The sequence below is a fragment of the Paenibacillus sp. FSL M8-0228 genome (assembly GCF_038007385.1).
GTDB classification, from domain to species: domain Bacteria; phylum Bacillota; class Bacilli; order Paenibacillales; family Paenibacillaceae; genus Paenibacillus; species Paenibacillus polymyxa_D.
Genome location: NZ_JBBOXA010000001.1, coordinates 837,066 through 861,096 on the forward strand (window position 1 = coordinate 837,066; position 24,031 = coordinate 861,096).

The 24,031-nt window shown below is 44.8% G+C and carries 21 protein-coding genes; 15 read left to right on the forward strand and 6 right to left on the reverse strand.

The features are described from left to right. Positions 1-4: 4 nt before the first annotated feature. Positions 5-304 (forward strand): spore coat protein, encoded by a 300-nt coding sequence (locus MKY98_RS03815; RefSeq protein ID WP_029515812.1) that lies wholly within the window; start codon positions 5-7, stop codon positions 302-304. 190 nt (positions 305-494) lie between these two features. Further along, entirely contained in the window at positions 495-1,835 is a 1,341-nt protein-coding gene (locus MKY98_RS03820; protein WP_069012138.1) for an amino acid permease, read from the forward strand. Positions 1,836-1,855: 20 nt separating this feature from the next. On the opposite strand, the gene MKY98_RS03825 is transcribed toward MKY98_RS03820, so the two are convergent. Beyond that, positions 1,856-2,488, reverse strand: coding sequence for a LysE family transporter (locus tag MKY98_RS03825; protein WP_029515810.1), 633 nt, complete (start codon positions 2,486-2,488; stop codon positions 1,856-1,858). 303 nt (positions 2,489-2,791) lie between these two features. On the opposite strand from MKY98_RS03825, the gene MKY98_RS03830 reads away from it, so the two are divergent. The 6 genes from MKY98_RS03830 to MKY98_RS03855 all read left to right on the forward strand — a co-directional run bounded on the left by MKY98_RS03830 (position 2,792) and on the right by MKY98_RS03855 (position 10,348). Continuing rightward, positions 2,792-3,763, forward strand: a complete 972-nt coding sequence (locus MKY98_RS03830; RefSeq protein ID WP_245231471.1) for an SIS domain-containing protein — start codon at positions 2,792-2,794, stop codon at positions 3,761-3,763. A 28-nt stretch (positions 3,764-3,791) separates the two neighbouring features. Beyond that, positions 3,792-4,604 carry a PfkB family carbohydrate kinase gene (locus MKY98_RS03835; protein ID WP_029515808.1) on the forward strand — a complete coding sequence of 271 codons (813 nt, stop codon included), beginning with the start codon at positions 3,792-3,794 and terminating at the stop codon, positions 4,602-4,604. 95 nt (positions 4,605-4,699) lie between these two features. Further along, positions 4,700-5,413, forward strand: coding sequence for a GntR family transcriptional regulator (locus MKY98_RS03840; RefSeq protein ID WP_069012137.1), 714 nt, complete (start codon positions 4,700-4,702; stop codon positions 5,411-5,413). Positions 5,414-5,548: 135 nt separating this feature from the next. Continuing rightward, positions 5,549-7,132, forward strand: coding sequence for an amidohydrolase (locus MKY98_RS03845; protein WP_069012136.1), 1,584 nt, complete (start codon positions 5,549-5,551; stop codon positions 7,130-7,132). Between the two features lie 2 nt (positions 7,133-7,134). Continuing rightward, positions 7,135-8,565: a YfcC family protein gene (locus tag MKY98_RS03850; protein WP_069012135.1), complete on the forward strand. Its 1,431-nt coding sequence runs from the start codon at positions 7,135-7,137 to the stop codon at positions 8,563-8,565. 112 nt (positions 8,566-8,677) lie between these two features. Beyond that, the gene (locus MKY98_RS03855) at positions 8,678-10,348 is read left to right on the forward strand and encodes a ribonuclease J (RefSeq protein ID WP_069012134.1); all 1,671 of its coding nucleotides are present in this window, start codon (positions 8,678-8,680) and stop codon (positions 10,346-10,348) included. A gap of 157 nt (positions 10,349-10,505) precedes the next feature. Here the strand turns inward: MKY98_RS03855 and MKY98_RS03860 are convergent, their stop codons facing one another. Beyond that, a complete protein-coding gene (locus MKY98_RS03860) occupies positions 10,506-11,765 on the reverse strand; it encodes a BaiN/RdsA family NAD(P)/FAD-dependent oxidoreductase (RefSeq protein WP_176715743.1) in 1,260 nt (419 codons plus the stop codon). 291 nt (positions 11,766-12,056) lie between these two features. On the opposite strand from MKY98_RS03860, the gene MKY98_RS03865 reads away from it, so the two are divergent. The 3 genes from MKY98_RS03865 (at position 12,057) to nadE (ending at position 15,283) form a co-directional block, all read left to right on the forward strand. After that, positions 12,057-13,796 (forward strand): two-component system sensor histidine kinase NtrB, encoded by a 1,740-nt coding sequence (locus MKY98_RS03865; protein ID WP_039270619.1) that lies wholly within the window; start codon positions 12,057-12,059, stop codon positions 13,794-13,796. A gap of 141 nt (positions 13,797-13,937) precedes the next feature. After that, positions 13,938-14,372 carry a BrxA/BrxB family bacilliredoxin gene (locus tag MKY98_RS03870; RefSeq protein ID WP_029515801.1) on the forward strand — a complete coding sequence of 145 codons (435 nt, stop codon included), beginning with the start codon at positions 13,938-13,940 and terminating at the stop codon, positions 14,370-14,372. Positions 14,373-14,473: 101 nt separating this feature from the next. Beyond that, positions 14,474-15,283, forward strand: a complete 810-nt coding sequence (gene nadE, locus MKY98_RS03875) for an ammonia-dependent NAD(+) synthetase (protein ID WP_025722646.1) — start codon at positions 14,474-14,476, stop codon at positions 15,281-15,283. Positions 15,284-15,397: 114 nt separating this feature from the next. Here the strand turns inward: nadE and MKY98_RS03880 are convergent, their stop codons facing one another. After that, positions 15,398-16,225 carry an alpha/beta hydrolase family protein gene (locus MKY98_RS03880; RefSeq protein WP_029515800.1) on the reverse strand — a complete coding sequence of 276 codons (828 nt, stop codon included), beginning with the start codon at positions 16,223-16,225 and terminating at the stop codon, positions 15,398-15,400. Between the two features lie 184 nt (positions 16,226-16,409). Between MKY98_RS03880 and acpS the strand changes: the two genes are divergently transcribed. Together acpS and mutY are read left to right on the forward strand one after the other, a co-directional pair. Then, positions 16,410-16,814, forward strand: a complete 405-nt coding sequence (gene acpS / locus MKY98_RS03885; RefSeq protein ID WP_029515799.1) for a holo-ACP synthase — start codon at positions 16,410-16,412, stop codon at positions 16,812-16,814. Between the two features lie 4 nt (positions 16,815-16,818). Next, positions 16,819-18,051, forward strand: coding sequence for an A/G-specific adenine glycosylase (mutY, locus tag MKY98_RS03890; protein ID WP_069012132.1), 1,233 nt, complete (start codon positions 16,819-16,821; stop codon positions 18,049-18,051). A 250-nt stretch (positions 18,052-18,301) separates the two neighbouring features. On the opposite strand, the gene MKY98_RS03895 is transcribed toward mutY, so the two are convergent. Further along, a complete protein-coding gene (locus MKY98_RS03895) occupies positions 18,302-19,195 on the reverse strand; it encodes a TetR/AcrR family transcriptional regulator (RefSeq protein ID WP_165148399.1) in 894 nt (297 codons plus the stop codon). 125 nt (positions 19,196-19,320) lie between these two features. On the opposite strand from MKY98_RS03895, the gene MKY98_RS03900 reads away from it, so the two are divergent. Continuing rightward, positions 19,321-19,899, forward strand: a complete 579-nt coding sequence (locus MKY98_RS03900; protein WP_029515795.1) for a hydrolase — start codon at positions 19,321-19,323, stop codon at positions 19,897-19,899. Between the two features lie 676 nt (positions 19,900-20,575). Here MKY98_RS03900 and MKY98_RS03905 read toward each other — a convergent pair. After that, the gene (locus MKY98_RS03905) at positions 20,576-21,217 is read right to left on the reverse strand and encodes a TetR/AcrR family transcriptional regulator (RefSeq protein ID WP_029515793.1); all 642 of its coding nucleotides are present in this window, start codon (positions 21,215-21,217) and stop codon (positions 20,576-20,578) included. Positions 21,218-21,447: 230 nt separating this feature from the next. Here MKY98_RS03905 and MKY98_RS03910 point away from each other — a divergent pair, with 230 nt between their 5' ends. Then, positions 21,448-22,335 (forward strand): NAD(P)H-binding protein, encoded by an 888-nt coding sequence (locus MKY98_RS03910; protein ID WP_069011272.1) that lies wholly within the window; start codon positions 21,448-21,450, stop codon positions 22,333-22,335. Positions 22,336-22,817: 482 nt separating this feature from the next. On the opposite strand, the gene MKY98_RS03915 is transcribed toward MKY98_RS03910, so the two are convergent. Then, positions 22,818-23,726, reverse strand: a complete 909-nt coding sequence (locus MKY98_RS03915; protein WP_069011273.1) for an AAA family ATPase — start codon at positions 23,724-23,726, stop codon at positions 22,818-22,820. Positions 23,727-24,031 lie beyond the last annotated feature (305 nt).

Genomic DNA, 24,031 nt, shown 5'->3' on the forward strand with positions numbered 1-24,031 from the left:
TAACGTGAATTCTTTTATTGAGAATATGACTGGAACGAGTCCCATGAACGATCAGGTGATTGCTTCTGATTTATTAATTTCAGCTAAAAGCGGAATTAAGAACTATGCTCTTGCGCTGACAGAGTCAACCAGTTCGGAAGTTCGCAATGTTCTTTGTGACCAATTGAGCAAAGCGGTTAATCTTCATGAACAAATCTTTAATTACATGAAGAACAACGGTTACTATAACGCTTATGATCCGGAGCAGCAAATACAAATGGATATTCAAAATGCCGATAAGGCCCTTTCTTTATCTAAAGTTTGATCGTTTGAGTTTCACTTAACCCCTCGGACAATTTTATACATTTACAAAGCACCAGTAAACCTTAACGGGGTTCTGGTGCTTCTTTATTCATAAATAAAGCCAAGTCATGCTTCACATGAAATATGGTGAAATAGGCAATCTTAAAATAGAGAACTCGGTCTCAAATTCAGGAATAGGGTGATTCTCTTTTATGGGTAAGTCTTCGGATCGTATGCAAAAAGAAAAAAAACTAAAATGGTGGCAACTAAGCTTGTTAGGAGTTGCAGGTACCATCGGTACAGGATATTTCCTCGGGTCCGGCTTAGCGATTTCCATCGGTGGCCCAGCCGTACTCATTGCATACTTTTTGGCAGCGGTGGGAACGTATGTGGTGTTTGACGCCCTTTCGCGCATGACGGCAGATCATCCAGAACAGGGCTCTTTCCGTTCCTATGCCCAAAAAGCATTTGGTAATTGGGCAGGCTTCGGTAGTGGCTGGGTGTATTGGTTCTCAGAATTGCTTATCAATGGGAGCCAACTAACGGCGCTATCTATATTCTCACGCTTCTGGTTTCCTCAGGTACCGATGTGGATTTTTGCGGCAGGCTTCGGGATTTTAGGGCTTGTGATTGTTTTTTTTGGTAACAAGGGTTTTGATCGAGTTGAAAATGTATTGGCTATTATTAAAATGGCAGCTATTGTTATGTTTCTGGTCTTGGCCGTTGCTCTTTTGGCAGGCTGGATCGGAGGAGGAAAATATAATCCAAAGTTCCCCATCAGTTACAAAGACTTTTTTCCTACCGGCGGTATGGGATTATGGTCATCTTTTATTTTTGCCTTTTATGCATACGGAGGTATTGAAGTGCTCGGAATAATGTCTAATCGGCTTCAAAAACCGGAGGATGCACCTAAAGCAGGAAAAGTAATGTTGATGACGCTCGTTGTAGTATATGTGCTTTCGATTGGTCTGGCTGTGTCTATGGTACCCTTAAGTGCCTTTAACCCGAAAGAAAGTCCATTTGTGCTTGCGTTGAGCAGCGATCATCTGGTTTTTGTACCTCATTTATTTAATGGAGTGCTTATTATTGCAGGGTTCTCAACAATGACAGCGTCCCTATATGCAGAGACATCTATGATGATTACACTTGCACAGGAGGGAGATGCGCCCACATTGTTTTCACGGAAGTGGAAGGGCAAATATCCTCTGTATGCACTTAGTTTGATCTCCGTTGGATTAATCTCAGCCATCGTAATGTCGTTGCTGCTGCCGGGAAAAGTGTATGAATATATTACAACAGCTGCAGGGTTAATGCTGTTGTATAACTGGTGCTTTATTTTGCTGTCTTCAGGTAAGTTACTGGAATCGAGCACATCTAGCAACATTAAACGCTGGGTTGGATTATTGTTGATAGCTATGGCTGTGGTCGGATCCTTTTTTCATAAGCTTAGCCGTCCTGGGGTTTACATCAGCTTACTTCTGGTCTTGTTCATTGCAATATGTGACCTCATTGTACAATGGGTTCGCCGAAAGCACGCCAAGGAATCTCGTTAACTTTGTCAGGGAGTTAATCGTCAGTGTAAAAAAAGTAATTGAAATGCCTGTACACCAAAATAAAAACCAAAACCGATAAGAGATAATCCAGACATCCAAGAGATGGTTTTAAGTAATCCGGTTTTTAGAAACCTCCGGAAAATACTTGAAGCGGCTGCCATGGTTACGTCCCAGAGTAACACACCTAATACAATCGCTCCGCTAAAGATCATTAGCTGTTGTACTGGATATGTATTAGCGACGTTGGCCAGTATGGACCCGTAAATGCCAAGCCAGAAAAGGATGGAGAGAGGATTAAATAATGACATCAGGAAGCCTGCCAAAAATGAATTGGTTAAGGTATTGCCATTTCCCCTTAATTCAGATTCTGAAATCACACCTGCATTTTTGATGCTTTCAACACCTGTATACACAAGTACGAAAAAACCAAATAACCATAAAAAAGCTTTAACAAACGGGGCATTGAGAAGGTGGATCATTCCCAAATAGACAAGCAGCATATAGATTATATCTGCGGTTATTGCCCCAAGCCCGATAAACCAAGCATGCCAAAATCCATTCTTAATACCTCGATCCAACTGTGCAGCATTAATCGGCCCAATGGGGGCCGAAAGTGACAGACCGAGAAAAATATAACTGATAAATGTATTAATGGTGTTTTCCTCCTTGATTTTTTATGGGCTGTTATGTACTTGTCTACTTTAGTTTATTCGGACAAACCCATGGGTAAGACCAATTTTTTGCGTATTTTGTAGGTGTAATCTCGTTATGACCAAACACTCAATAAATCAAATCCCAATAGGAGCTCTAATTCTTCGACAAAAGGATTAGAGCTTTTTGAATGCAGAGTATTAAAAGTTCATTGAATAAATGGGCTTGACACTTTTGGTGAAAGCGCTTATATTTATCCCATAAACAATACGTTATATAACGTTATATAAAAAGGAGAGGTAAAAATGATGAATGTACAACAGACGGTTCAGACGATTTATGAACAATCAAGTGGAGAGATTTCTGAGGTTTATTTAGTAGCTTGCGGGGGCTCATTAGTCGATATGTATCCCTCAAAATATTTCTTGGATAGTGAAGCAAAGAAGCTGGTAGCAGGCATGTATACAGCAAATGAGTTTGTGCACGCGCTGCCAAGACGATTAGGTAAAAACTCAGTTGTCATCGTGTGTTCCCATGGAGGAAACACGCCGGAATCGGTTGCGGCTGCTAAATCAGCCAAAGAGAAAGGCGCTTACACCATCGGCTTAACCCACAATAGTGAAGCGACACTGCTCAATTACTCTGATTATTCATTCCTCTACGAGTGGGGAGATGAGAGCGATGTCAAAAATAACCCGATGGCTATTATTTTGGAGCTTACTGTTGAGCTGCTTCAAGTCGCTGATGGCTATATGCATTATCAAGCTTTCCAGAACGGCTTGGGAGCAATCAATGGAATTATTAACAGGGCCAAAATACAAGTCGAACCGCGTGCCACTGTATTCGCTGACAAATACCGCAATGAAGATCTCTTCTATATCCTGACCAGCGGAGCTTCTTATGGACATGCCTACGGATTTGCTATCTGTTCTCTAATGGAAATGCAATGGCTTCATGCGGCTTCAATCCATTCCGGTGAATTTTTCCACGGTCCGTTTGAAGTAACGGATAAAGAAACTCCATTTATTCTGATGATCAACGAAGGACGCACACGGGCATTGGATGAGCGGGCACAGACTTTCCTGAATCAATATGCCGAGAAAGTAGAAGTAATCGATGCGAAGGAGCTTGGAATCGGAACCATTGCTGACGAGGTTGTCGAGTTCTTTAACCCGGTTTTATTTTATAGCATTGTATGTGTTTATCGTGAAGCACTCGCAAATGTACGCAATCACCCACTGGAAACTCGCCGTTATATGGGCAAAGTAGCTTACTAAGCGCACTTACCAACAGGAGGAAACCATCATGAAAGTTCTAGGCATTGGCGATAATGTGGTAGATAAATATGTTCATCTGCGCATGATGTATCCTGGCGGCAATGCGCTTAATTTCAGTGTGTTTGCCAAAAAAGCGGGAGTAGATGCAGCCTTTATTGGAGTATTCGGGGATGATAACGAAGCACAGCATGTAGAACACATTCTCCGTGAGCTGGAAATCGACATTTCACGGTGCAGATATCACAGCGGTGAGAACGGCTGCGCACGTGTAACCCTGGAAGACGGGGACAGAGTATTTCTGGGCAGCAATGAGGGAGGAGTTACACGTCTCCACCCGCTGAAGCTGAGTGAAGATGACAAGGCCTATGTTGGCGGGTTCGACCTTATTCACACGGGCTTGTACAGTCATACAGGGCACTTGCTGCCTGAATTGGAGACGTTGGGAATCCCTCTTTCTTTTGACTTTTCAGATGATTTCGTAGATGAACAGGTCGAGAGATATATTGCGTACGCCGATTTTGCATTCTTCTCTTGCAGCCATATGACGGATGAAGAGACACAGAACTATATCCGCTCCAATCGAAAAAAAGAGGGGCAAATTCTGGTAGCCACACGCGGCGGAGATAGATCTATTGCCTATGATGGTACCAAGTTCTATTTTCAAACGCCTGATTCCGTGGACGCTGTGGATACGATGGGGGCAGGAGACTCCTATATCACCGCCTTTTTACTGAGTTTTTTGAAAAAGGGTAATATTCAGGACGCTATGGCAGAAGGATCGAGGGTTGCCGCCCAGAGCTGTCTGGTAGAAGGTTCATTCGGATACGGCGTCCGTTACTAATTATTTTTTTCAAATATCTTCACTTGTAAGAATATGTAACATTTGATACTCTAAGTGGGAGTAATATAACGTTATATGACAAGTGAGGGTACATTATGTTGAATTCAGATCAAGCAGAGCCATTATATATTCAATTACAAAAAGCGGTCAAAACTGCTATTCATAATGGAACATATACGCAGGGAAGTCGTATACCGACCGAAACTGAGCTAAGCGAGACCTACAATGTAAGTCGAATTACCGTAAGAAAAGCGATTGCCGAATTGGTTCATGAAGGTTATCTGACCAAACGTCAAGGAAAAGGAACCTTTGTCAATGTACCCAAAATTGGGCGGAAGATTGAACATGTGATCAGCTTTACGGCTGCCTGCAAATCCAACGGCCTCTCTTCACACAGTGTGGTCACAGAACGTGAAATCAGAGAAGCAGATGAGGAAATTGCACATCAGTTGCAGCTGCCACAAGGAGAAAAAGTGTTATATATTCAGCGCCAAAGATACGCCGGTGATCGACCGCTCATGCTGGAGAATAATTTTTACCCTTATGACCGATTTTCTTTTCTAATGGAAGAGCAGTTAGAGGGCTCTGTATATGAGCTATTGCGTCATAAATACAGCATCGATCCTAACCAACCGGGAGAGACGATATTACAAATCGCTTTGGCGGATGAATACCAGGCAAAGCTGCTAGAGACAGCCATCGGACAGGCGTTGTTCTACATGCATACGATTATTTATGATCAGCATGGAAGCCCCGTTCATGTAGGTAAGCAGTACATCATTGGGGACCGTTATCAATTCTCAATATAAATCCGTTGCCTGTTACGTAATGTTATTCAGGTACGGCGCAGCTTCTGCTTCCACTCCATGAGAGAAGCAGAAGCAATGTTATAACGTTATATTACGTTATGTTATGAAGCGGATAAATAATGAGGAGGTGAAACTGTGCAAGGGAAGAAGGACACATTAGCGGACAAGGTTCTACTGTCAAATGCTATTTTTAATGGCTTAGAAAATGAAGCTTCGCCTGGGTTTATTGCACTGCGGGGAGAATGTATTGCAGCAGTGGGGCGTCCCGAGGAAGCACAAGCTTGGATAGGAACTGAAACGGTTGTCTGTGATTTGGGTGATGCTTTTATCATGCCAGGAGTTCATGACAATCATGTATTTTTTACCGGATATATGTCGATGCATCGGGGCGTGGATTTGACTCATGCAGCCTCGATTGGAGAAGCAGTGGAATCCATGCTGCAAGCGGCAAACAATCTTCCGCCAGGGAAAGATGTAACCGCTTACGGTTGGAGCGAGGAAAGATGGGGCAAGCTGCCGGAACAAAGCTTGTTGGACGAGATGTTCCCTGATCGGGCGGTAATTGCCATTAACCTAAATAAAAGCTACTGCTGGATGAACCGACTGGCTCAGGAGAAATATCAATTTTTGCCGGATCAATGCAGTGCTGAGGCACGCGCTTTGCTACTCCAAGCCATGATGCAGGATCGCAGCCTTGTCAAACAAGAGTTTGTGGAGTTTTGCCGCCTGCTGGCTGCACGAGGAGTTACTTCCATAAAGGATATTGGCTTTGACCGACATAGCGAGCTACTGCCGATTCTAGAAGAATTGAAAGAAGCAGGAGAACTGCCACTCCGATTTCATTTTTCGCTTGAACCCGTTGTTGAACCGTTGGATGTTGGCACCGGTATCAAGTATAAAGCACTTTATAATGGAGACCTTATTCGTTTCCAAGGATACAAGCTGATGCTTGACGGCGTTGTAGCCGATCATACAGGGGATATGTTGGAGCCTTACGCAGATATGCCTGAAGTCACGAATTTAAGAACGGTTGATTATGAAAAAATTGAAGCCTCAGTTCTGGAAGCAGACAGCCAAGGTATCAAATGCTGCCTAACTGCAGAAGGGGATGCTGCAATTCGCCAGGCAGTATCGATGATTGAAAAATGCCGCGAACAACAAGGTAATCACCTTATTAGACATTCGATCAGTGATCTAGAGTATCCTCATCCAGATGATCTGATTAGAATGGGCGAGAACGAAATTTTTGCCGAAGTCTACGCCCAAATCCTGCTACTGAATCCTTCTTACGAGGATGCTTATATGTCTGCTGTGGTAGGTAAAGACAATGAAAACCGCTTTTATAATTATAAATCCATGCTGGAGGCTAACGTGCCAATAACCATTGGGACTGATCTGCCTTTATTTATCACTAGTGTCCCTGATTCACTGTATGCAGCCTCTCACCGATTATTCCCGGATGGCTCGCCTGCAGGAGGCTGGTATCCTGACCAAGGGATGCCGCCATCCGAAGTTTTAAGGGCATGGACCATTAATGGAGCCAAACATTGTTATATGGAAGAGGTTACAGGTACGCTGGAGGCTGGAAAATATGCTGACATCGCCGTTTTTGATCGCGACCTCCTTAACGCATCCGCTAGCGACATCAGGGATGCCCAAGTGATATTGACCATTATGGGAGGGAAGGTTACGTATAACCATTCTTGGAATGAGGGATAAACATGAACATCAAGAATAAGAAATGGAAATTATCCTTACCCCATAGCTATACTTTAATATTTTTGATTATTATTACGGTCGCTGCGTTGACATGGATTGTACCCAGCGGACAGTTTGAGCGTCATGAAGTGACAGTGAACGGTGTGACCAAAACGGCAATCGTTTCGGGAACCTATCACACTGTACCCAAAACGGGTGAGAATGGTGATTTAAGACAGGGAATCCCCCAAATCCTTAGCGCCCCGATTGAAGGGATTATCAATGCCGCCGATGTGGTCTCTTTTGTCCTTATTGTAGGCGGCTCCTTCGGGATTATACTGCAGACGGGAGCCATCGATCGTGCCCTGACAGCCCTTGCCAGACGTCTGAAGAATAAGGGGATTTTGCTTATTCCAATTGCCATGGTTATATTCAGTCTCGGAGGCTCTACCTTTGGGATGAGCGAAGAAATTATTCCGCTTTATGCAATTTTTATTCCGTTAATGTTTGCCCTAGGCTTCGATTCTATGACTGCTATTCTCATTCTATTTCTGGGAACGCAAATTGGCTATGTTGGTTCGACTGTGAATCCATTTTCAGTATTGATTGCCCAGGGAATCGCAGGAGTGGAGGGGAATCCTCAGCTCTGGCTGAGATTTATTGAATGGCTTGTATTTACTATGATTTCTATTGCCTTTACGATGTGGTATGCGCACCGGGTTAAGAGAAATCCGGAGAAATCCATTGTTTTTCAGAGTGATATTATAAATCGCGAGCAATTTATAAAAGAGAATACAGGTGAGGACGTCGTCTTCACGTTTCGGGACAAATTAATTATAGGTGGATTTATTGTAACGCTGGGAGCCATTGTCTGGGGAATTTTGGCCAAAGGCTGGTATATGACTGAAATCGGCGCCCTTTTCTTCGCACTCGGTCTTTTTGTCGGGGTAGTCACCAAAATGAGCCAGAAGGAGATAGCTGAGAATTTTGTAAAAGGGTGTGGAGAATTCATCTACGCTGCAGTGATTATAGGTCTCGCTCGCGGAATTCTGATCATCGCCGAGCAGGGTATGATCATTGATACCGTATTGAATGCACTCGCAGGCATCCTGGAAGGATTGCCAAATTACTTGTTCACAACCATTATGTTGGTTGCACATAATATTATTACTTTCCTGGTCCCATCTTCTTCGGGGGAAGCAGCACTAACTATGCCTGTACTTGCACCGCTTGGAGATCTTGTAGGCATCAATCGTGAAGCCGTCGTCACAGCGTACCAGTTTGGTAACGGGTTAACCAATCTCATTTCACCGACAGGTGGAGTTCTGCTAGCAGGATTGGCCATTGCCCGGATCAGCTTTGGACAGTGGCTGAAGGTAATCTTCAAGCTATTCCCCATCCTGTGGTTAGTTGCTGCTATTTTCGCTGCTATTTCGGCTGCGGTGGGTATCTAATATATCAAGTGAGAACCCCTGTCTTTTAGAGACAAGGGTTTCTTTTTGTGTATAAGTTTACGTGGAAAATGAATAATATGGATAGCATTTTTCTAAGGAGGAAATAAACTTGATGTTTGATGATAATAGATTACTCATTGCTGCTCTAGGCGGTGTGAATGAAATCGGGAAAAACATGTATTTCATCCAATACGATCAGGATATCGTCGTAATTGATTGTGGTTCGAAGTTTCCTGATGAGAACTTGCCTGGTATTGACCTTATTGTGCCCGATGTCACCTATCTGCTGGAAAATCAGGATAAAGTCAGAGCGCTCATTGTGACTCATGGGCATGAGGATCACATCGGAGGTATTCCCTATCTGCTCAAGCAGATTAACATGCCCGTTTATGGGACAAAGCTCACCATCGAATTAATTAAGATTAAGTTAAGGGAACATAACCTTTTGCGTGATGCCGAGCTTCATCTTATAGATGCGGATTCAACCGTTCAAGCGGGAACGATTCAGGCATCCTTTTTCACCACGGTTCACAGTATCCCGGATTGCCTGGGTGTCTTTTTTCAGACACCGGAAGGAAATGTGGTCCATACCGGCGATTTCAAATTCGATATGTCTCCCGTAAGCGGACCTTTTCCCGATCTTCATCGAATGGCTGAAATAGGAAAGAAGGGGGTGAAAGTGCTGCTCTCCGAAAGTACAAATGCGGAAAGGCCAGGATTTACCCCTTCAGAACGTTTGGTTGGCGGGCATATTCTAGATGCATTTGCCAGAGCCAAACAGCAGGTGTTTATCTCCACGTTCGCTTCTAATGTTAACCGTGTCCAGCAAGTCATTGACGCGGCTGTGGAAACAGGCAGGAAACTGGTTTTACTCGGACGCAGTATGATAAATGTGGTGTCAGTGGCCAAGGAGCTGGGCTTCTTGCATATGCCTGAGGATTTGCTGATTGAGGCGGGAGAAACAGAGCGGTTTCCCGCAGAAGAAATTGCAGTTTTATGTACCGGAAGCCAGGGAGAGCCGATGGCCGCATTGTCACGTTTAGCCAATTCCCTGCATCCCAAAATCGAAATTTTGCCTGGTGATACGGTCATCATTGCTGCGGGAGCCATACCGGGGAATGAGCGAAACCTATCCCAGGTCATTGACAACCTGTATGTGCTGGGTGCCCAGGTTATTTATGGATCAGGCAGCTCTACAGGAATGCACGTATCCGGTCATGGTAGCCAGGAAGAACTGAAATTAATGATGACTTTGATGAAACCACAGTATTTGATTCCTATACATGGTGAATTCAGAATGCTGTATCAGCATCGTCAACTAGCGGAGTCTGTGGGGATTCCGATGGAGAATGTATTTATCGTCCATAACGGTGACACGATTCAAATTGAAGAGGGAAGGGCATCCCTGGGCCCTAAAGTACCAGCCGGCAATAGCTTGGTAGACGGGTTGGTAACCGGTGACGTAGGTAATATTGTCCTGCGTGACCGTAAAAAACTTTCTTCAGACGGAATGCTGATTATTGTGATGACGTTGAGTAAAAATGAGAAGCAAATGCTCGCAGCGCCAGAGGTCATTTCAAGAGGCTTTGTATATGTTAAGGATTCCGAAGAGCTCATGAGTCAGATCCACGACACGATTATGTCCACAGTGAACGAGCTAACAGAAATCGAAATGAGTCAGTGGGGACTGATTAAGCAGATGTTAAAAGATGATGTTGGTCGGTTCATTTACAATCAGACGAAGAGAAGACCCATGATTTTACCTATCATTATTGAGGTTTAAGATAGCGGCAAATGTCAAAACAAGATGGATATTGTTCTTTACGCCATTTACAAAAAAAGACTTAAATCAGAAATACAACTGATTTAAGTCTTTTTCATTTCCTTTTCCTATCTCCCCCAAAAAATGAGGATGCAGTGGTGGTATGCAGCGCAGCGTCTTAATCGCTTACGGCCGCTTGTGTCCCTGCTGTATGCCCTGTCGTAAACGCCGCTGTAATATTATAACCACCTGTGTAACCGTGAATATCGAGAATCTCACCGCAGAAGAACAATCCAGGCATCAGCTTGGACTCCATCGTTTTCGGATTAATTTCCTTCAAATTCACACCGCCCCCGGTAACAAATGCTTCCTTCAGAGAGAGCGTACCGTTCACACGGATTGGAAACGCCTTAATGCGATGAGCAAGTTCTTGCCATTGCTGCTTGGGAATATGATCATAGGTCAAGTCCTCACGCAGTTCGGCTTGCTGGAGCAACAATGGAATCAAGCGTTCCGGTAAATAAGGCTTAAGCACGTTTTTGATCGCTTTTTTAGCATCGACCGATGCCAACTCCAGCGTCTCACGGTAGACTTCATCGGCATGTTTATGAGGCTGCAAATCGAGAGTCAATAACACCGTGTTTACCTTATCTTTTTTCATTCCCTTGACGACAAATTGACTGCACCGCAAAGCAGTTGGGCCAGATAGACCGAAATGTGTAAAAATCATATCTCCTTCATGGACGACAACTTTCTTTTGCTTCGCATTCCATACGGTCAGACTGATGTCGCGTAAGGATAGTCCCTGAAGCTCTTTCGTCTGGATGAACGTTTCGCCTGAGGTCAATGGCACCTCTGTTGGATACAGCTCCGTAATGGTATGCCCCGCTTGTTCTGCCCATGCATAGCCGTCACCTTCCGAGCCGGTATGCGGGACGGACTTGCCACCGACGGCTACAATGACATTACGGCTATGTAGGATTTCACCGGAACGCAGCCGTACCCCAGCTGTATGACCTTCTTTGTAAATAACCTCTTGAACAGGACGACTTGTCCGAATTTCGACTCCTTGAGAGCGTACCTTGTTAATCAAAGCATCGACTACTGTTTTGGCTTTGTCCGTCACTGGAAACATACGCCCATTGTCTTCTTCCTTTAAGGCTATACCCAGCTGTTCAAAAAAGGCGATGATATCCCGATTGCCAAAAGTCGCCAGTGCACTGTGCAGAAAACGGCCATTGCCGGGGATGTGCCGAATGAGTTCGTCCAGCTCTTTGGCATTCGTGACATTGCAACGGCCTCCACCAGAGATCCCCAGCTTTCGCCCGAGTTTATTTCCTTTTTCAAGTAAAAGCACCTTGGCGCCCTCACTGCTGGCAGCGGCAGCAGCCATTAATCCGGCTGAGCCGCCTCCGATCACAATAACGTCGTAAGTCATAAACCTCTTCCTTTTCGTCGACAAATTTTCAAAAAATTCAGAACGGCGTAACCAATTTTTCATCATATCGCAATACCGTCATTTTAGATAACCTAAGGGCACGGTAAACGTGTATATTTTTCAATTTACAGGATTTTAAAACGCGTAAAAACGATCTTCTTATATACATCTGGTATTTAGCAGATTTTGTCGTTCTATACCGGAATTTTAACACATATATTGTAATATATTGTAGCCTGTGCTTTAATTCAACTAACGGCGTCAAGGAAAGATGATGAGGGGGAGAAGTCCTTGTTAATTGCGTTGAAGGAAAGTGTGCTCCAAGTTCTCCTTGCCGTTATATCGGCGGGTTTTTTCTCTATATTAACGGATTATGGGGATAAGAAAAAGGTTTGGGGCGGCAATCTGCTTCCTGGACCCACTCAAGGAATACTGTATTTGTGTTGCTTACCAGCCATATTGCTATGTACACTCTTTCAATATCAGTCTCCGTATGGTCTACCTTCTAATCTCGGTATTATTCCCCTTGCTGTTGGCATCATGTACGGTAGACGTCGCACTGCCTTTGTGCTCGCTGCTTCCGCACTGATGGGTGTCCTGATTATAGCCCAGTCGACAGAAATGTCCCCAATGTATGTGGGCACTGGTTTTATCCTTTTTCCTTTTATGCTCCTGCATGTCAAGTTTTTTCAAAGAGGAACATTGCTGGACAAAAAGCTCCTGATCTCTGCATATGTTGTGGCTGATATGCTGTTTAAGGCGATATTTCCGCTACTGTGGGGCAAACAGGATGTTTCTGTATACATTCCTGACTTACTTACAACGTTTTGGAATATGGGTGCAGGGGTGCTGGCAAGTTTTACGGTCGTGAGTCTAATGCATAATGCCTTTGAGAAACTGACGCTTCGGCGTGATGTGACTGAGTTTACGAGCAAATACTTAATTGAAGTGGATAAGCTGCGTCAAGTTATGGATTTGATGCCGTTATCTCTTGTTACTCTGGACAGCGAAGAACGAGTTATACATATGAACAAAACGATGCTGGAACTCTATCGAAACTACGATCCCTACATTACACTGCCTGAGATAGTGGGTCGTCCATTGAGCACGTTATATGGTTTTGACACTTTACCTGTGGTTAACGAACGAGTTGCGAAAGCATTGGAAGGAGAGGCGGGTGCTGATTTTATAAATGTTACTCCCAAAGTATTCTTCTCCAGTTTCCTTCCTATTCGGGATAAACATGTAAACCAAACGACAGGCGTCATTATCGCCCTGCAAGATATTACAGAGCTTGAGACGCTGCGCAGTGAGCTGGGCAATTTCGAGAGGCTCAGCCTGGTTGGACAGATGGCAGCGGGCATTACTCATGAAATACGTAATCCGATGGCGGTTGTGCGTGGTTTTTTACAGCTTATGCGTGAGAAAAGCCCAGAATCCCTCAACCATTATTACCGCATTGTGATGGAGGAACTTGACCGGGCGAACGGGATTATTAACGATTTTCTTTCACTGGCCCAGAATCGAATTGTCGAGAAGGAGCAATGTCATCTGCATGATATTATTCGCGAACTGACGCCTTTATTGTGGGCAGATGCGAATCTGAGGGGGCAGACGATTGATCTAAAGCTGGAGGATCATGTGACGATGCTGCATTTGAACCCTAAGGAAATAAAGCAATTGCTGCTTAATTTATCGCGTAATGCGATGGAAGCCATGGGGGAAAAGGGAGTGCTGACCATTTCTACTCATGAGGAAGGGGATTTCGTGGAACTGGAAGTAAAGGATACAGGGCCTGGAATTTCGCAAAAACAGCTTGAAAAGCTGTTCCAACCTTTTTACACCACCAAAACGAAAGGTACAGGTCTGGGTCTGGCCTTATGTCAAAGTATAGTGGAGCGTCATCACGGTACGATTGCCGTAGATTCGGTGGAGGGAATGGGCACGCAGTTTAAAGTTCGATTGCGCAGAACCGTCCCGACTTACCGGGATCATTCTGAGCCTCCTGTCATGAGTCCGATACAGAAATAATCGTTCAAAAATATAGCCGGATTTTTGCAAATTACGTGAAAAAGATTGTATAATGAAATTTAGATGTCCATGCCTTTACTACGGCAAAGGATGAAATTAGAAACGTACTATACATGATTTTCGGAAAAGGAGTGAAAGAATATGTCTATGTCTTTCGATCAATATATGAGAGATTCAGTTCAGCCGATGCGCGATGAACTGACGAATCTTGGGATTCAGGAACTGCGTACCTCTGAAGATGTGGAGGCCAAGCTGCCTAATAGTAAAGGAACAGTGCTGGTGGTTGTGAACTCGGTATGTGGTTGTGCCGCAGGCCAATGCCGCCCGGGTGTGGGTGAAGCACTGAAGCATGATATTACGCCAGATCATCTGTATTCGGTTTTTGCCGGACAGGACAAGGAAGCAACGGCAAAGGCTCGCGAATTTTTCGCACCTTACCCACCGTCTTCCCCTTCTATCGCGCTGTTGAAAGACGGCGAGCTGGTTCACTTCATCGAGCGTCATCAGGTGGAGGATCGTTCGGCAGATCAGATTGCTGCTGATTTGACCAGTGCATTTGATCGTTTTTGCCGGTAAGACTGCTCAAGCTATGCCCCGCATTTTTCGCCTGCGAAACTTGCCGGGGCTTTTGCATGTTGGCTTGTGAAGGAAATTCCTAAAAAAGAGGTGCTTATCTGATGAGTTTGCAGGAACAGATTATTGCTGAATTGGGAGTACAGCCTACGATTAACGTAGAGGCAGAGGTCCGTAAGCGTGTGGATTTCCTCAAGTCGTATGTAACGAAAACGGGAAGCAAAGGGCTGTTGATCGCCATCAGTGGCGGGATTGACAGTGCCGTAGCAGCTGCTTTGTGCAAGCGCGCTACAGATGAATTGACGCAGGAACAAGGAGACGAATACAAAACGTTGGGTGTATTCCAGCCATACGGCCAACAGGAAGATATCGAGCATAGCTACGCGGTTGCCAAAGCGTTCGACCTGAAATATGCCGGGGAAACGAACATTAAGGAAGCCGTGGACAAGGTTGCCGTGGAAGTGGAGCATACGTTAAAGGATATTGGTCTTGAGCGTTCGATTACTCCGCAAGTGAGAGGGAATGTAAAGGCAAGAACACGGATGGTGGTTCAGTACGCACTTGCGAATGAGCTGAATTTGCTCGTCGTTGGCACAGATCACGCTTCCGAAGCCATCACAGGCTTTTATACCAAATGGGGCGATGGTGCGGTCGATATTACGCCACTTAGCACGCTGAACAAACGTCAGGTGCGCTTGCTCGCCAGCTATCTCGGAGTTCCGCAGGCCATTTTGGACAAAGCGCCTACAGCTGGATTGTGGGAAGGCCAGACGGATGAAAAAGAACTGGGGATCTCCTACGAAGCAAACAGTGACTATCTGGAAGGCAAGGAAATTGACCCGGCGGCACGCGAAAAGCTGGAAAGCTTCTTTACACGTACTGCGCATAAGCGGACAAGCATCCCAGGAGTCTAAGCATTAATCATTATGTAATTTTAAAATGCTCAAGCGAGGATTTTGCAAAATTCTGAAGTAAATAAATGCGGCGATCCGCCCGGCGGATCGCCGTTTGTATTGAAGGGGTAATAATTAATTGGCGATCCACTCAATGAAGCGGCGGGTTTCGGTAATCGCCTGATCCAGTGGAAGACTGCCTCCCTGGAATGGATGAACGGTATTAAAGGTATGATTGCCGCCTTGAATTTGTACCCATTCGATGTCGGGACGAACGGATGTGAGCAGGGCAGAGCCTTCTCGTAGACGTTTGGAATCTTCGGTTCCCTGGATCAGTACAGCTGGGAGCTGGCTGTTGGCAAGTCTGTCTACAATGGCAAAACGCTGGCGATTTTGTTCCAGGTCTTCCAGAATGATAGCATCCAGCGGGAGCTGTTGCCCGGTTCTGGCGTTCTCCACATAGCTGCGTCCCTTGGCGCGCATTTCTTCTTTTTGCGGTAAAGTAAACAGATCAAGATCTGTCACGCCATTCCATGAAATGACGCCAGCAATCTCGCCGGGATGATCTAGAGCATATACAAAGCAGCTTCCCGCGCCTCGGCTATGACCTAACAGAAACAACGGCAATTCTCTGAACTCATGACGGGCTCTCAGATTGGATAGCAATAGTTCCAAATCCTCTTGTTCGCGGCTATAGGTGTTGCGTGCGAACTTTTCCAGCTCGGTAAAATTCTCCAGATCCTCACCTATGCCATTATGTGAAAAGTTGAAGGTCACAACATGGTTATCCATACTCAATGCTTCTGCTATATAGGGGAACATGCCCCAATCCTTAAATCCTTTGTAGCCATGAGCGATGATGAGCAGGCTTTTGGCTGTATTTTTAGAGGGAAACCAGGAAGCCCGGATCACCGCATCTGTTCCTGCTTCGGTACCTGCTTCAACAATAATGGTTTCTGACATCCTATCCTTCCTTTCTACGGGGATTTTTTTAAAATGGGCATATCAGCTGAATTTCAAACATTCATCTATAGCCTTTCTTATTTTAACATATTTTGGTGCTGTTTTTACGCCTTTGTGACTCGCCAGGGTGTGGACGCACTGTTACAATAGATCCAGTAAAGTATAAAGGACGGAGAATACCCAAATGATCTACGGAATTGGACATGATGTGCTGGAAATAAGCCGTATGGCTCATATTTTGGCAGGTAAATATGCAGATGCGTTTTTGAATCGAGTGCTGACCCCGGCAGAACGCGAGCTTGCTGTGGAACGCAAGGGTAGACTAACGGAGTTCGTAGCAGGGCGCTTTGCTGCCAAGGAAGCGATAACCAAAGCCTTCGGTTGCGGAATTGGGCAAATCATCGGGTTTGGCGATATGGATATTTTACCGGAACCTGGGGGGAAGCCAGTAGTTTATTTGTCTTCATCCGCGTGGGATCGACTGAGATTGCCGAATACAGGTGACTCAAATTACAGCATTCACTTGAGTATTACACATCAGCCTAACATTGCCTCTGCTTTTGTGATTGTCGAATATAAGGAGACGTGATGTGATGACTACAAATACATTGGAACAAAAGCGTTATTTCAGCTTTGAACTGTTGAATTGGTATACGCGTAACAAACGCGATTTGCCGTGGCGACGTCATCGGAATCCTTTTTATATCTGGATCTCGGAAATTATGCTTCAGCAGACGCGTGTCGATACGGTCATTCCGTATTTTAATCGCTTTATTGCACGCTTTCCTACGATTGAAGCGCTGGCGGAAGCACCCGAGGAGGATGTGCTTAAGCTATGGGAAGGACTGGGCTATTATTCACGGGCTCGGAATTTACAAACTGCGGCAAAACAAGTAGTTGAGCTTCACGGAGGGCAGGTGCCAGATGATACACAAGCTGTTGCTGCACTGAAAGGAGTAGGCCCGTATACGACGGGGGCGATTATGAGTATCGCCTTCAATCGACCAGAGCCTGCTGTGGACGGGAATGTGATGCGTGTGCTGTCGCGTTATTTTCTCATTGAAGAGGATATTATGAAGGGCAGCACGCGGGCGCATATGGAAAGTCTGGTACGGGAGCTGATTCCCGAAGGAAGAGCTTCTGATTTTAATCAGGCTCTAATGGAGCTGGGCGCACTGGTCTGTACGCCGAAGTCGCCTCATTGTCTGACCTGCCCGGTCATGGAGCATTGCTCGGGCAGGCTGGCAGGTCGCGAGGAGACACTGCCAGTCAAGACCAAGGCAAAGCCGCCGCGGCTGGAGCCGCGCTCCGTCGCTCTCATCGAGGGCAGCGGAGCGAACACCGGCCGTCTGCTCGTACGGCAGCGCCCGGCCAAGGGCCTGTTGGCCCGCATGTGGGAGCTGCCGCATGAGCTTGCCGGACCGGAGGGGTACAACGGTCCGGTGCCAGATGAGCCAGCCATGGACCATCTGGCGGCTCATTTGCTGGCAGAGGGCGTGCTTGCGCGCCCGGTGCGGTTTGTACGTGAGGCGGAGCACACGTTCAGCCACATTCACTGGAACCTGCGTGTGTTCCAGTGTGAGGAGGTCGCCGCCCCTGCCGGGGAGGCGGGAGGCCCCCCGCTGGCTGCCGAGCAGCGGGCCAGCTACAGCACCGGAGCGAAGCCAGGTGCGTTAATTGCGCTGGCTGAGCAGGCGGAGCACGCGCATAATGCGCTGCCAGCGGGGTACCGCTGGATCAGCGAAGCGGATATGGCCACCTTGGCGTTTCCCAAGGTGTTCCTCGATCTGATCACCGAGTATTATGCGAAGCAAAAAGAGAACTGATGTTAATGAAATAACTGTCAGTAAAAGACAAAGTGTTTAATTTATCCTATAAAATGGAAACGGCGACAACTAAGGACGAGAAAATAAAGTCCTAGACTGTCGCTGTTTCCCTTGAACTAACGTTTCCCGTTAGCGGAATGCTCGCTAACCGTAACAACATTAGACGTACCTTTCTCGCGTATTGTTCTCTCCACCCCTAGAGTCTTCGCTCTTGTCCCCAATGGGGTTAGATTTGATTTCACATAACAAGCTATCTCCCCCTACCTGAATAAATAATATTCCTTAACTGGATGACCTGACTTTTAAGCTCTTTCTCTCTCTCCAAAAAGTAGAGCGAAGCTTGCAGCAACGGGAAGTTCGGTTCCGCTTTACGAGTTTCGTTCTGGATAAAATGGTAAACCTCTTTCAACTCCGAACGATGTTTTGCGCCGGATGGAAGAACATTAAGGGCCGAATCCATCTCCCGGAACAGCTCGGTAAGGAACTGCTCTCTCTCCCCTTGGCGGTCCTCGAGCCCCCAGCTTAAATACCTCTCGAACGAAGCCTGTTTCAGCAGAGGCTTCAGGTTAGAGGCCATCATATGCTTAACGAGCACATTGAGCTTATCCAAAATGAACCTTGCCGTTTCCTCAAGCGATAGAGACTTTTCTTCATAAACGATCCAAAATAAGTACTCCTTCAGAATCGCACGATAGATGGAAACCAAATCCCACAGGAACGGATAAATTTCTTCGCCATAAACCTGTATCAAGCACTCTTTATGCCATCGGATGAGCCGCCCTCTAACCTTGTGTCTAAGCGGCTGGAACTTGGGATCCTGTTGGATGGGGAGCTCCGTGAATTCGATCAGAATATGCTTGTATTCCATAAAATAACGGAATCGCAGAATGATCTGCTGCAGAAACTGCTCTTCTGGCGAGAGTTCGGGAAAGCGTTTCAGTTCATCGACTTGATCAAAATAGGCGTTATGGCATTGATCAAACACCTCGCTGAAGAGGTCTTCCTTGGAAGGGAAATATTTATAGACTGATCCTTTGGCAATACCGCAATCCTCGGCAATATCCTGTATCGTCGTCGAAAGAAACCCATGTTCCTTAAAAAGCTTCATCGCCGATTTTAAAACCTCTTCCCTTGTCACACTCATAAGAAAAATCTCCCCCTTGACTATTCATGAATGATAGTACAAAATACGGAACATGAAGTCAAATGACTATATGTTCGCGTAATTAGACATACGGTCAAATCGAAGAGATGAGGAGAACATACAGAATGGAACGATTATGGGATCCACAAAAAACAGCGTTGGTTGTTATTGACTTGCAAAAGTGGATAGGAAATCAATACGCCCCTTATTCTGCTGAGCAGGTAGTGTCTAACGCCGCAGCCTTGGCAGATACTTTCCGTGAGCAAAGCTCAATGGTTGCACTGGTCCGGGTATCTAGTAAAGATTTGAAGGATATCCCGCGTCCTAAGTTGGATTCGCCTGGACCACCCCTGAATCTGCCTGAAGGATGGGATCAAATCGTCCCGGAAATGCGGGTCACCGAGACAGACCATATCATCACGAAGAAGCAATGGGGGGCTTTTTACGGAACGGAGCTCGACCTTCAGTTGCGCCGCCGAGGAATTGATACCATCGTCTTATGCGGCATCGCTACTGAGTTGGGCGTTGATACGACTGCGCGGGAAGCGTTTATGCATGGGTATCAGCTGATTTTGGCGATTGATGCTATGACTGGATTTTCCGAAACCGGGCATGATTACGTAAAAAATTTCATTTTTCCACGCATCGGGCGTACCCGGACAACACAGGAAATCCTCTCTGCCCTTTCAGGCAACTGTTTATAGTTGAAAAAATGACTTTCCCATTTCCCGTGTATTATTTGACCGAATACACGAAGAACGCCACAGCTTGAAACTCGCTTTGCGTTTGCTGGGAATCTCATCTGGCCATACTTAAAGGACGATTATGTGTTCCCAGGGTGCACATATTGGCTGACGGCATGGGATACGACCTGCTGCACCAAATATACAAAGTAACCGCTGAATGATATAGAGCGAACGGCTCGTCGCAATTGGCACGCGCTTCTTGTATAGCAACCAGCATGAGTTCCGCAGTGCCCAATGGGACGAGTACGCCTAGTGGCGCAGCGCTAATGCTAATCATAATTGCCAGTGGAATTGGTGGTGCTCTTTTAAACGGTCTTTTCCAATCATGAGCTGCGCTTTTATTGTCTTTCGTAAGGCCATACGATTTATCGAAAGCTTTAAACTATCCTGCCCGTTAGTTAAACAAAGGCAGCCGATCACTATGATCGGCTGCCTTCTTGTCTTTTATGAGCTATCGTTTTCCGTTAGCATAATGACTTACTGTGATACGGTTCACCGTGCTGTTTGTAACGGCAAGTTTAATGGTCATCTACACGGAGGGCCTTCTTAGCGTTATAAGCTACAAACTTTACAACGATTACTCAGATAACGGACGACAGCATCAATAAGAGCAAGTCGGGAGAAACGAACGCGTTCACGAAATGGTTTGTAAAATACGAATGATTTCTTTTTCGATAACGGAATCGTCAACAGTATCCAGATACTCAGGACTAATCACTTGATACTGTTTCATCTTATAAAATTCCATAACGGCTTGTTTCAAGGTGAGATCATACCATTGAATACTAAAGGTCGGTTCCATAATGCGCCGAAGCGTAGCATCGTCTTGAACTAAGGACAGCGCAACGTGCATTCTGTTAAAAATCTTTTTATCCATACCGGATTGAAAAAAAGATTGTAAATTTTTAATTCTATTTTGTTGAGCAACGGAAATATTTTCAAAAAGTCGTGGATAAAATTCCTTAAGGTCTTGCAGGAACAAATCGGATAAATAAATAACACCTATTAACGATTCCAGAAACGTTTTTTGAAAGCGATCAATATATGAAACGGAATCATCATATACAACGGTGTCAGCCTGCTGCAAGTACTGAATTCCATACTCTACAACCTGTTCGATGATTTCATCTTTGGATGAAAAATGCTTGTAAAGCGTCACTTTACTAATATCCATATGTTTTGCGATATCGTCAATTTTCAGTTGGCTGAATCTGGTTCTTCTAATTACAGGTTTGATTTTATTAAGATATTGATCTGCGCTCATGGGTTTTCTCACGATTGAAGCCTCCTCTACCGCTCGTCAAATCATATTATATCAAAATAGAGGTATCAATAAACAATGTTTAAAAAGATTATTAAATTAACTAATTTTATTAAATTAGTTTACTTAGTTTATTTATCCGATGTATAATCTCTCTTGTAATGAATATCCAATCAAGGAAGGGATAACGGTCCCAATAAGCGATATCCATTTCTCGAAATCACATTAAAAAAGGAGATTACACAATGAAAATCACAGTTCTCGGCTCACTCGGCAATATTAACCGCAACTACCTCCCATCCCTAATCGCAGACGGCCACGATGTTACCGTCATCACAAGCTCCAAAGATCGTATCGCCGACATCAAAGCGCTCGGTGCCAAACCAGCGGTCGGCTCAAACCTCGACGTCGAATTCCTCGCGCAGGCTTTTGCAGGTAGCGACGTCGTCTACCTCATGATATCAGGTATCAATTATGCCTCTGGCACCGACATGTGGCAGACCGCCATTGATCTTTCTGAAAATTATAAGGCCGCTGTGCTAAAATCAGGCGTAAAAAACGTCGTCAACCTCAGCTCAGTCGGCGCCGACAACCCAAACGCCGGCATTCTCTACAGCTATCATTTTGCAGAAGAAGCGCTAAACTCGCTTGAAGACGTGAACGTTGTCCACATCCGCCCTGTCGGCTTTTACAGCAATCTTTTTGCCGACATGCAAAGCCTAAAAACCCAGCAGACCATCTTCAGCCCAATTTCAGTTGACATCCCACAAGGCTGGGTCAGCCCCGTTGATATCGCGGACGTCGCTTACGCCCTGATTTCTCACACCCCATCGGGTAAAAGTGCGAAGTTCATTGTTAGTGACTGGGCCACAGGTAACGACTGGCTCAATGCCCTTGCTGAGAATGGTATCGAGGCCAAATACCAACAAATCACCGTTGAAGCTCTTGCTGAGAATATGAAAAAAATCGGCTTCCACGAAAACACTGCCAATGCCTTTGCCCAAATGAACCGCGCCTGCGAGAACGCCGACGAGTTCTACGTCAGCCTCCGTGCCACCGACTACCACCTCGGTAAAGTCAAGGTCGAAGACTTTGCAAAAGTTTTTGCAGATGTGTATATTAAATCTGTTTAAACAGCGAGAATATTGTTTAACCTGCGGATGAGAACGCGCCTAAGTGCGCTATTTCTTTCGATAACTTGAGACCTCGAATAGGGTTTACTATGACTTGGTTTTGACATATAAAGAACAAAGCTCGCTGAAGTGACAGCGAGCTTTGTTCTTTATTGATGAATGCGCACAAAAAAATAACCTTACCTGTGATAAGGTTCATATCGATTGACTTTAAACTAATCTGCTCGTTAGCTTAATTAAATAGCGTCAGTCTAATGTAGTGTAGTGCTTAGGAGAAAGAAAATAAGCCCATCACTTTGATTTGGAGGTTAAATCATTTCCAATTAATAAAGGGATAGGCTCTCTTTGGTATTAAATAAGGCGTGGTAAAAGCCAATTTATTGAGCTATCGTTTCCCCGTTAGCGTAATCAGCGATAAATAAATAAGCTCAAATTTTTTTTAATATACGCGGCGGATATATTTTTGTTCAAATCTTGTTTCTTTACTTATTGTGTAGAAACAGCCCTTTATGCTTATTGAAAAAATCAAAGTACACTTTTGGGTTTTCTAATTCCCACCATTGCTTTATGTCGACTGGATTAGCTTCTAAATCATATATTTTTGTAAACTCCATCGCCAGTAAAAACGGTGAGTGCGTTGCAATGATAAATTGACATCCGCAATAGTGAGCCATTTCCTCTATCATTTTGACAAGTTCAAGCTGCATTTTAGGAGATAGACTGTTCTCCGGTTCATCCAAACAATATAATGTGTCATTTTTAAATTTGGAATTAAAATAACTCAGGGCTGTCTCCCCATTGCTGTTCAGTTTAATTTCGGTGCCGGCGACTCTGCGAATAAACTCCCTGCGTGAAATTGATTTTTTTCTTGAGAGCACCTGTAACCTCAATGCTTCATAATCATCCATGCTATTCATTTTCACTGTATTGCCGAATTTCAGATTTCCCCATTCCGATCTTATATCTTCTGTGCTATCCACGATTTCATCGTTGTTTGTGCGGACTGTAAGCATATAATCAAAAATATCGTCACTTGTGATTATCCTACTTCCATTTGGAATTCGATGTTTAAATCCCTCGTCGTCAAGTCCAAGTTCAAATTTACAATGTTCAACATATGAACTGAACAATTCACTTGAATTGAATGGTGCAATACGATTTAGTTCCAATTTATTCGCTATGAGATTTAGAAGTGTGCTTTTCCCCGAGCCGTTTCCTCCATATAAAATTGTGATTTTTGAAAAGCTCAAATCGGAAAACCGATTTTTTGAGAAAATGCCACATGGGTAAGTTTCGTCGACATATCCAAACCTACCGCCATTGTATGCCATTCTTTGTTCTATCAATGAGGATTCTTCATCTATAGGCAATATGAATTTATCTAAATACATTTTCATTCCTCCGTAATTCATCTAACCTGCTCTTATGTTTTCTCTTCCGTTTCAATTTGAAGTTTTCAACTAGTAAACCTCCCTCAATAATGTGGGAGCTTCCTCTTCTAAAAGCATTGATTGCTCAATCCCCTTCCATTCATAGTCGATGTAGGTATTATAGCAGACGAAATCTACTTATCTTATCTTGGTTGTGCTAATCTGCTCGTTAGCTTAATGAAGCAACGTCAGTCTAATACTTTATTTTTCAGTCTAGAACTTTATTATCTTTTGACAATAGCGACAGTATGGACATGAGGTTGATC

Excerpts from the sequence above, each read along its gene's own strand:
- MKY98_RS03820 (WP_069012138.1), top strand. The coding sequence starts at position 495 with ATGGGTAAGTCTTCGGATCGTATGCAAAAAGAAAAAAAACTAAAATGG.
- MKY98_RS03830 (WP_245231471.1), top strand. The coding sequence starts at position 2,792 with ATGATGAATGTACAACAGACGGTTCAGACGATTTATGAACAATCAAGT.
- MKY98_RS03835 (WP_029515808.1), top strand. The coding sequence starts at position 3,792 with ATGAAAGTTCTAGGCATTGGCGATAATGTGGTAGATAAATATGTTCAT.
- MKY98_RS03840 (WP_069012137.1), top strand. The coding sequence starts at position 4,700 with ATGTTGAATTCAGATCAAGCAGAGCCATTATATATTCAATTACAAAAA.
- MKY98_RS03850 (WP_069012135.1), top strand. The coding sequence starts at position 7,135 with ATGAACATCAAGAATAAGAAATGGAAATTATCCTTACCCCATAGCTAT.
- MKY98_RS03855 (WP_069012134.1), top strand. The coding sequence starts at position 8,678 with ATGTTTGATGATAATAGATTACTCATTGCTGCTCTAGGCGGTGTGAAT.
- MKY98_RS03860 (WP_176715743.1), bottom strand. The coding sequence starts at position 11,765 with ATGACTTACGACGTTATTGTGATCGGAGGCGGCTCAGCCGGATTAATG.
- MKY98_RS03870 (WP_029515801.1), top strand. The coding sequence starts at position 13,938 with ATGTCTATGTCTTTCGATCAATATATGAGAGATTCAGTTCAGCCGATG.
- nadE (WP_025722646.1), top strand. The coding sequence starts at position 14,474 with ATGAGTTTGCAGGAACAGATTATTGCTGAATTGGGAGTACAGCCTACG.
- MKY98_RS03880 (WP_029515800.1), bottom strand. The coding sequence starts at position 16,225 with ATGTCAGAAACCATTATTGTTGAAGCAGGTACCGAAGCAGGAACAGAT.
- acpS (WP_029515799.1), top strand. The coding sequence starts at position 16,410 with ATGATCTACGGAATTGGACATGATGTGCTGGAAATAAGCCGTATGGCT.
- mutY (WP_069012132.1), top strand. The coding sequence starts at position 16,819 with ATGACTACAAATACATTGGAACAAAAGCGTTATTTCAGCTTTGAACTG.
- MKY98_RS03895 (WP_165148399.1), bottom strand. The coding sequence starts at position 19,195 with ATGAGTGTGACAAGGGAAGAGGTTTTAAAATCGGCGATGAAGCTTTTT.
- MKY98_RS03900 (WP_029515795.1), top strand. The coding sequence starts at position 19,321 with ATGGAACGATTATGGGATCCACAAAAAACAGCGTTGGTTGTTATTGAC.
- MKY98_RS03910 (WP_069011272.1), top strand. The coding sequence starts at position 21,448 with ATGAAAATCACAGTTCTCGGCTCACTCGGCAATATTAACCGCAACTAC.
- MKY98_RS03915 (WP_069011273.1), bottom strand. The coding sequence starts at position 23,726 with ATGTATTTAGATAAATTCATATTGCCTATAGATGAAGAATCCTCATTG.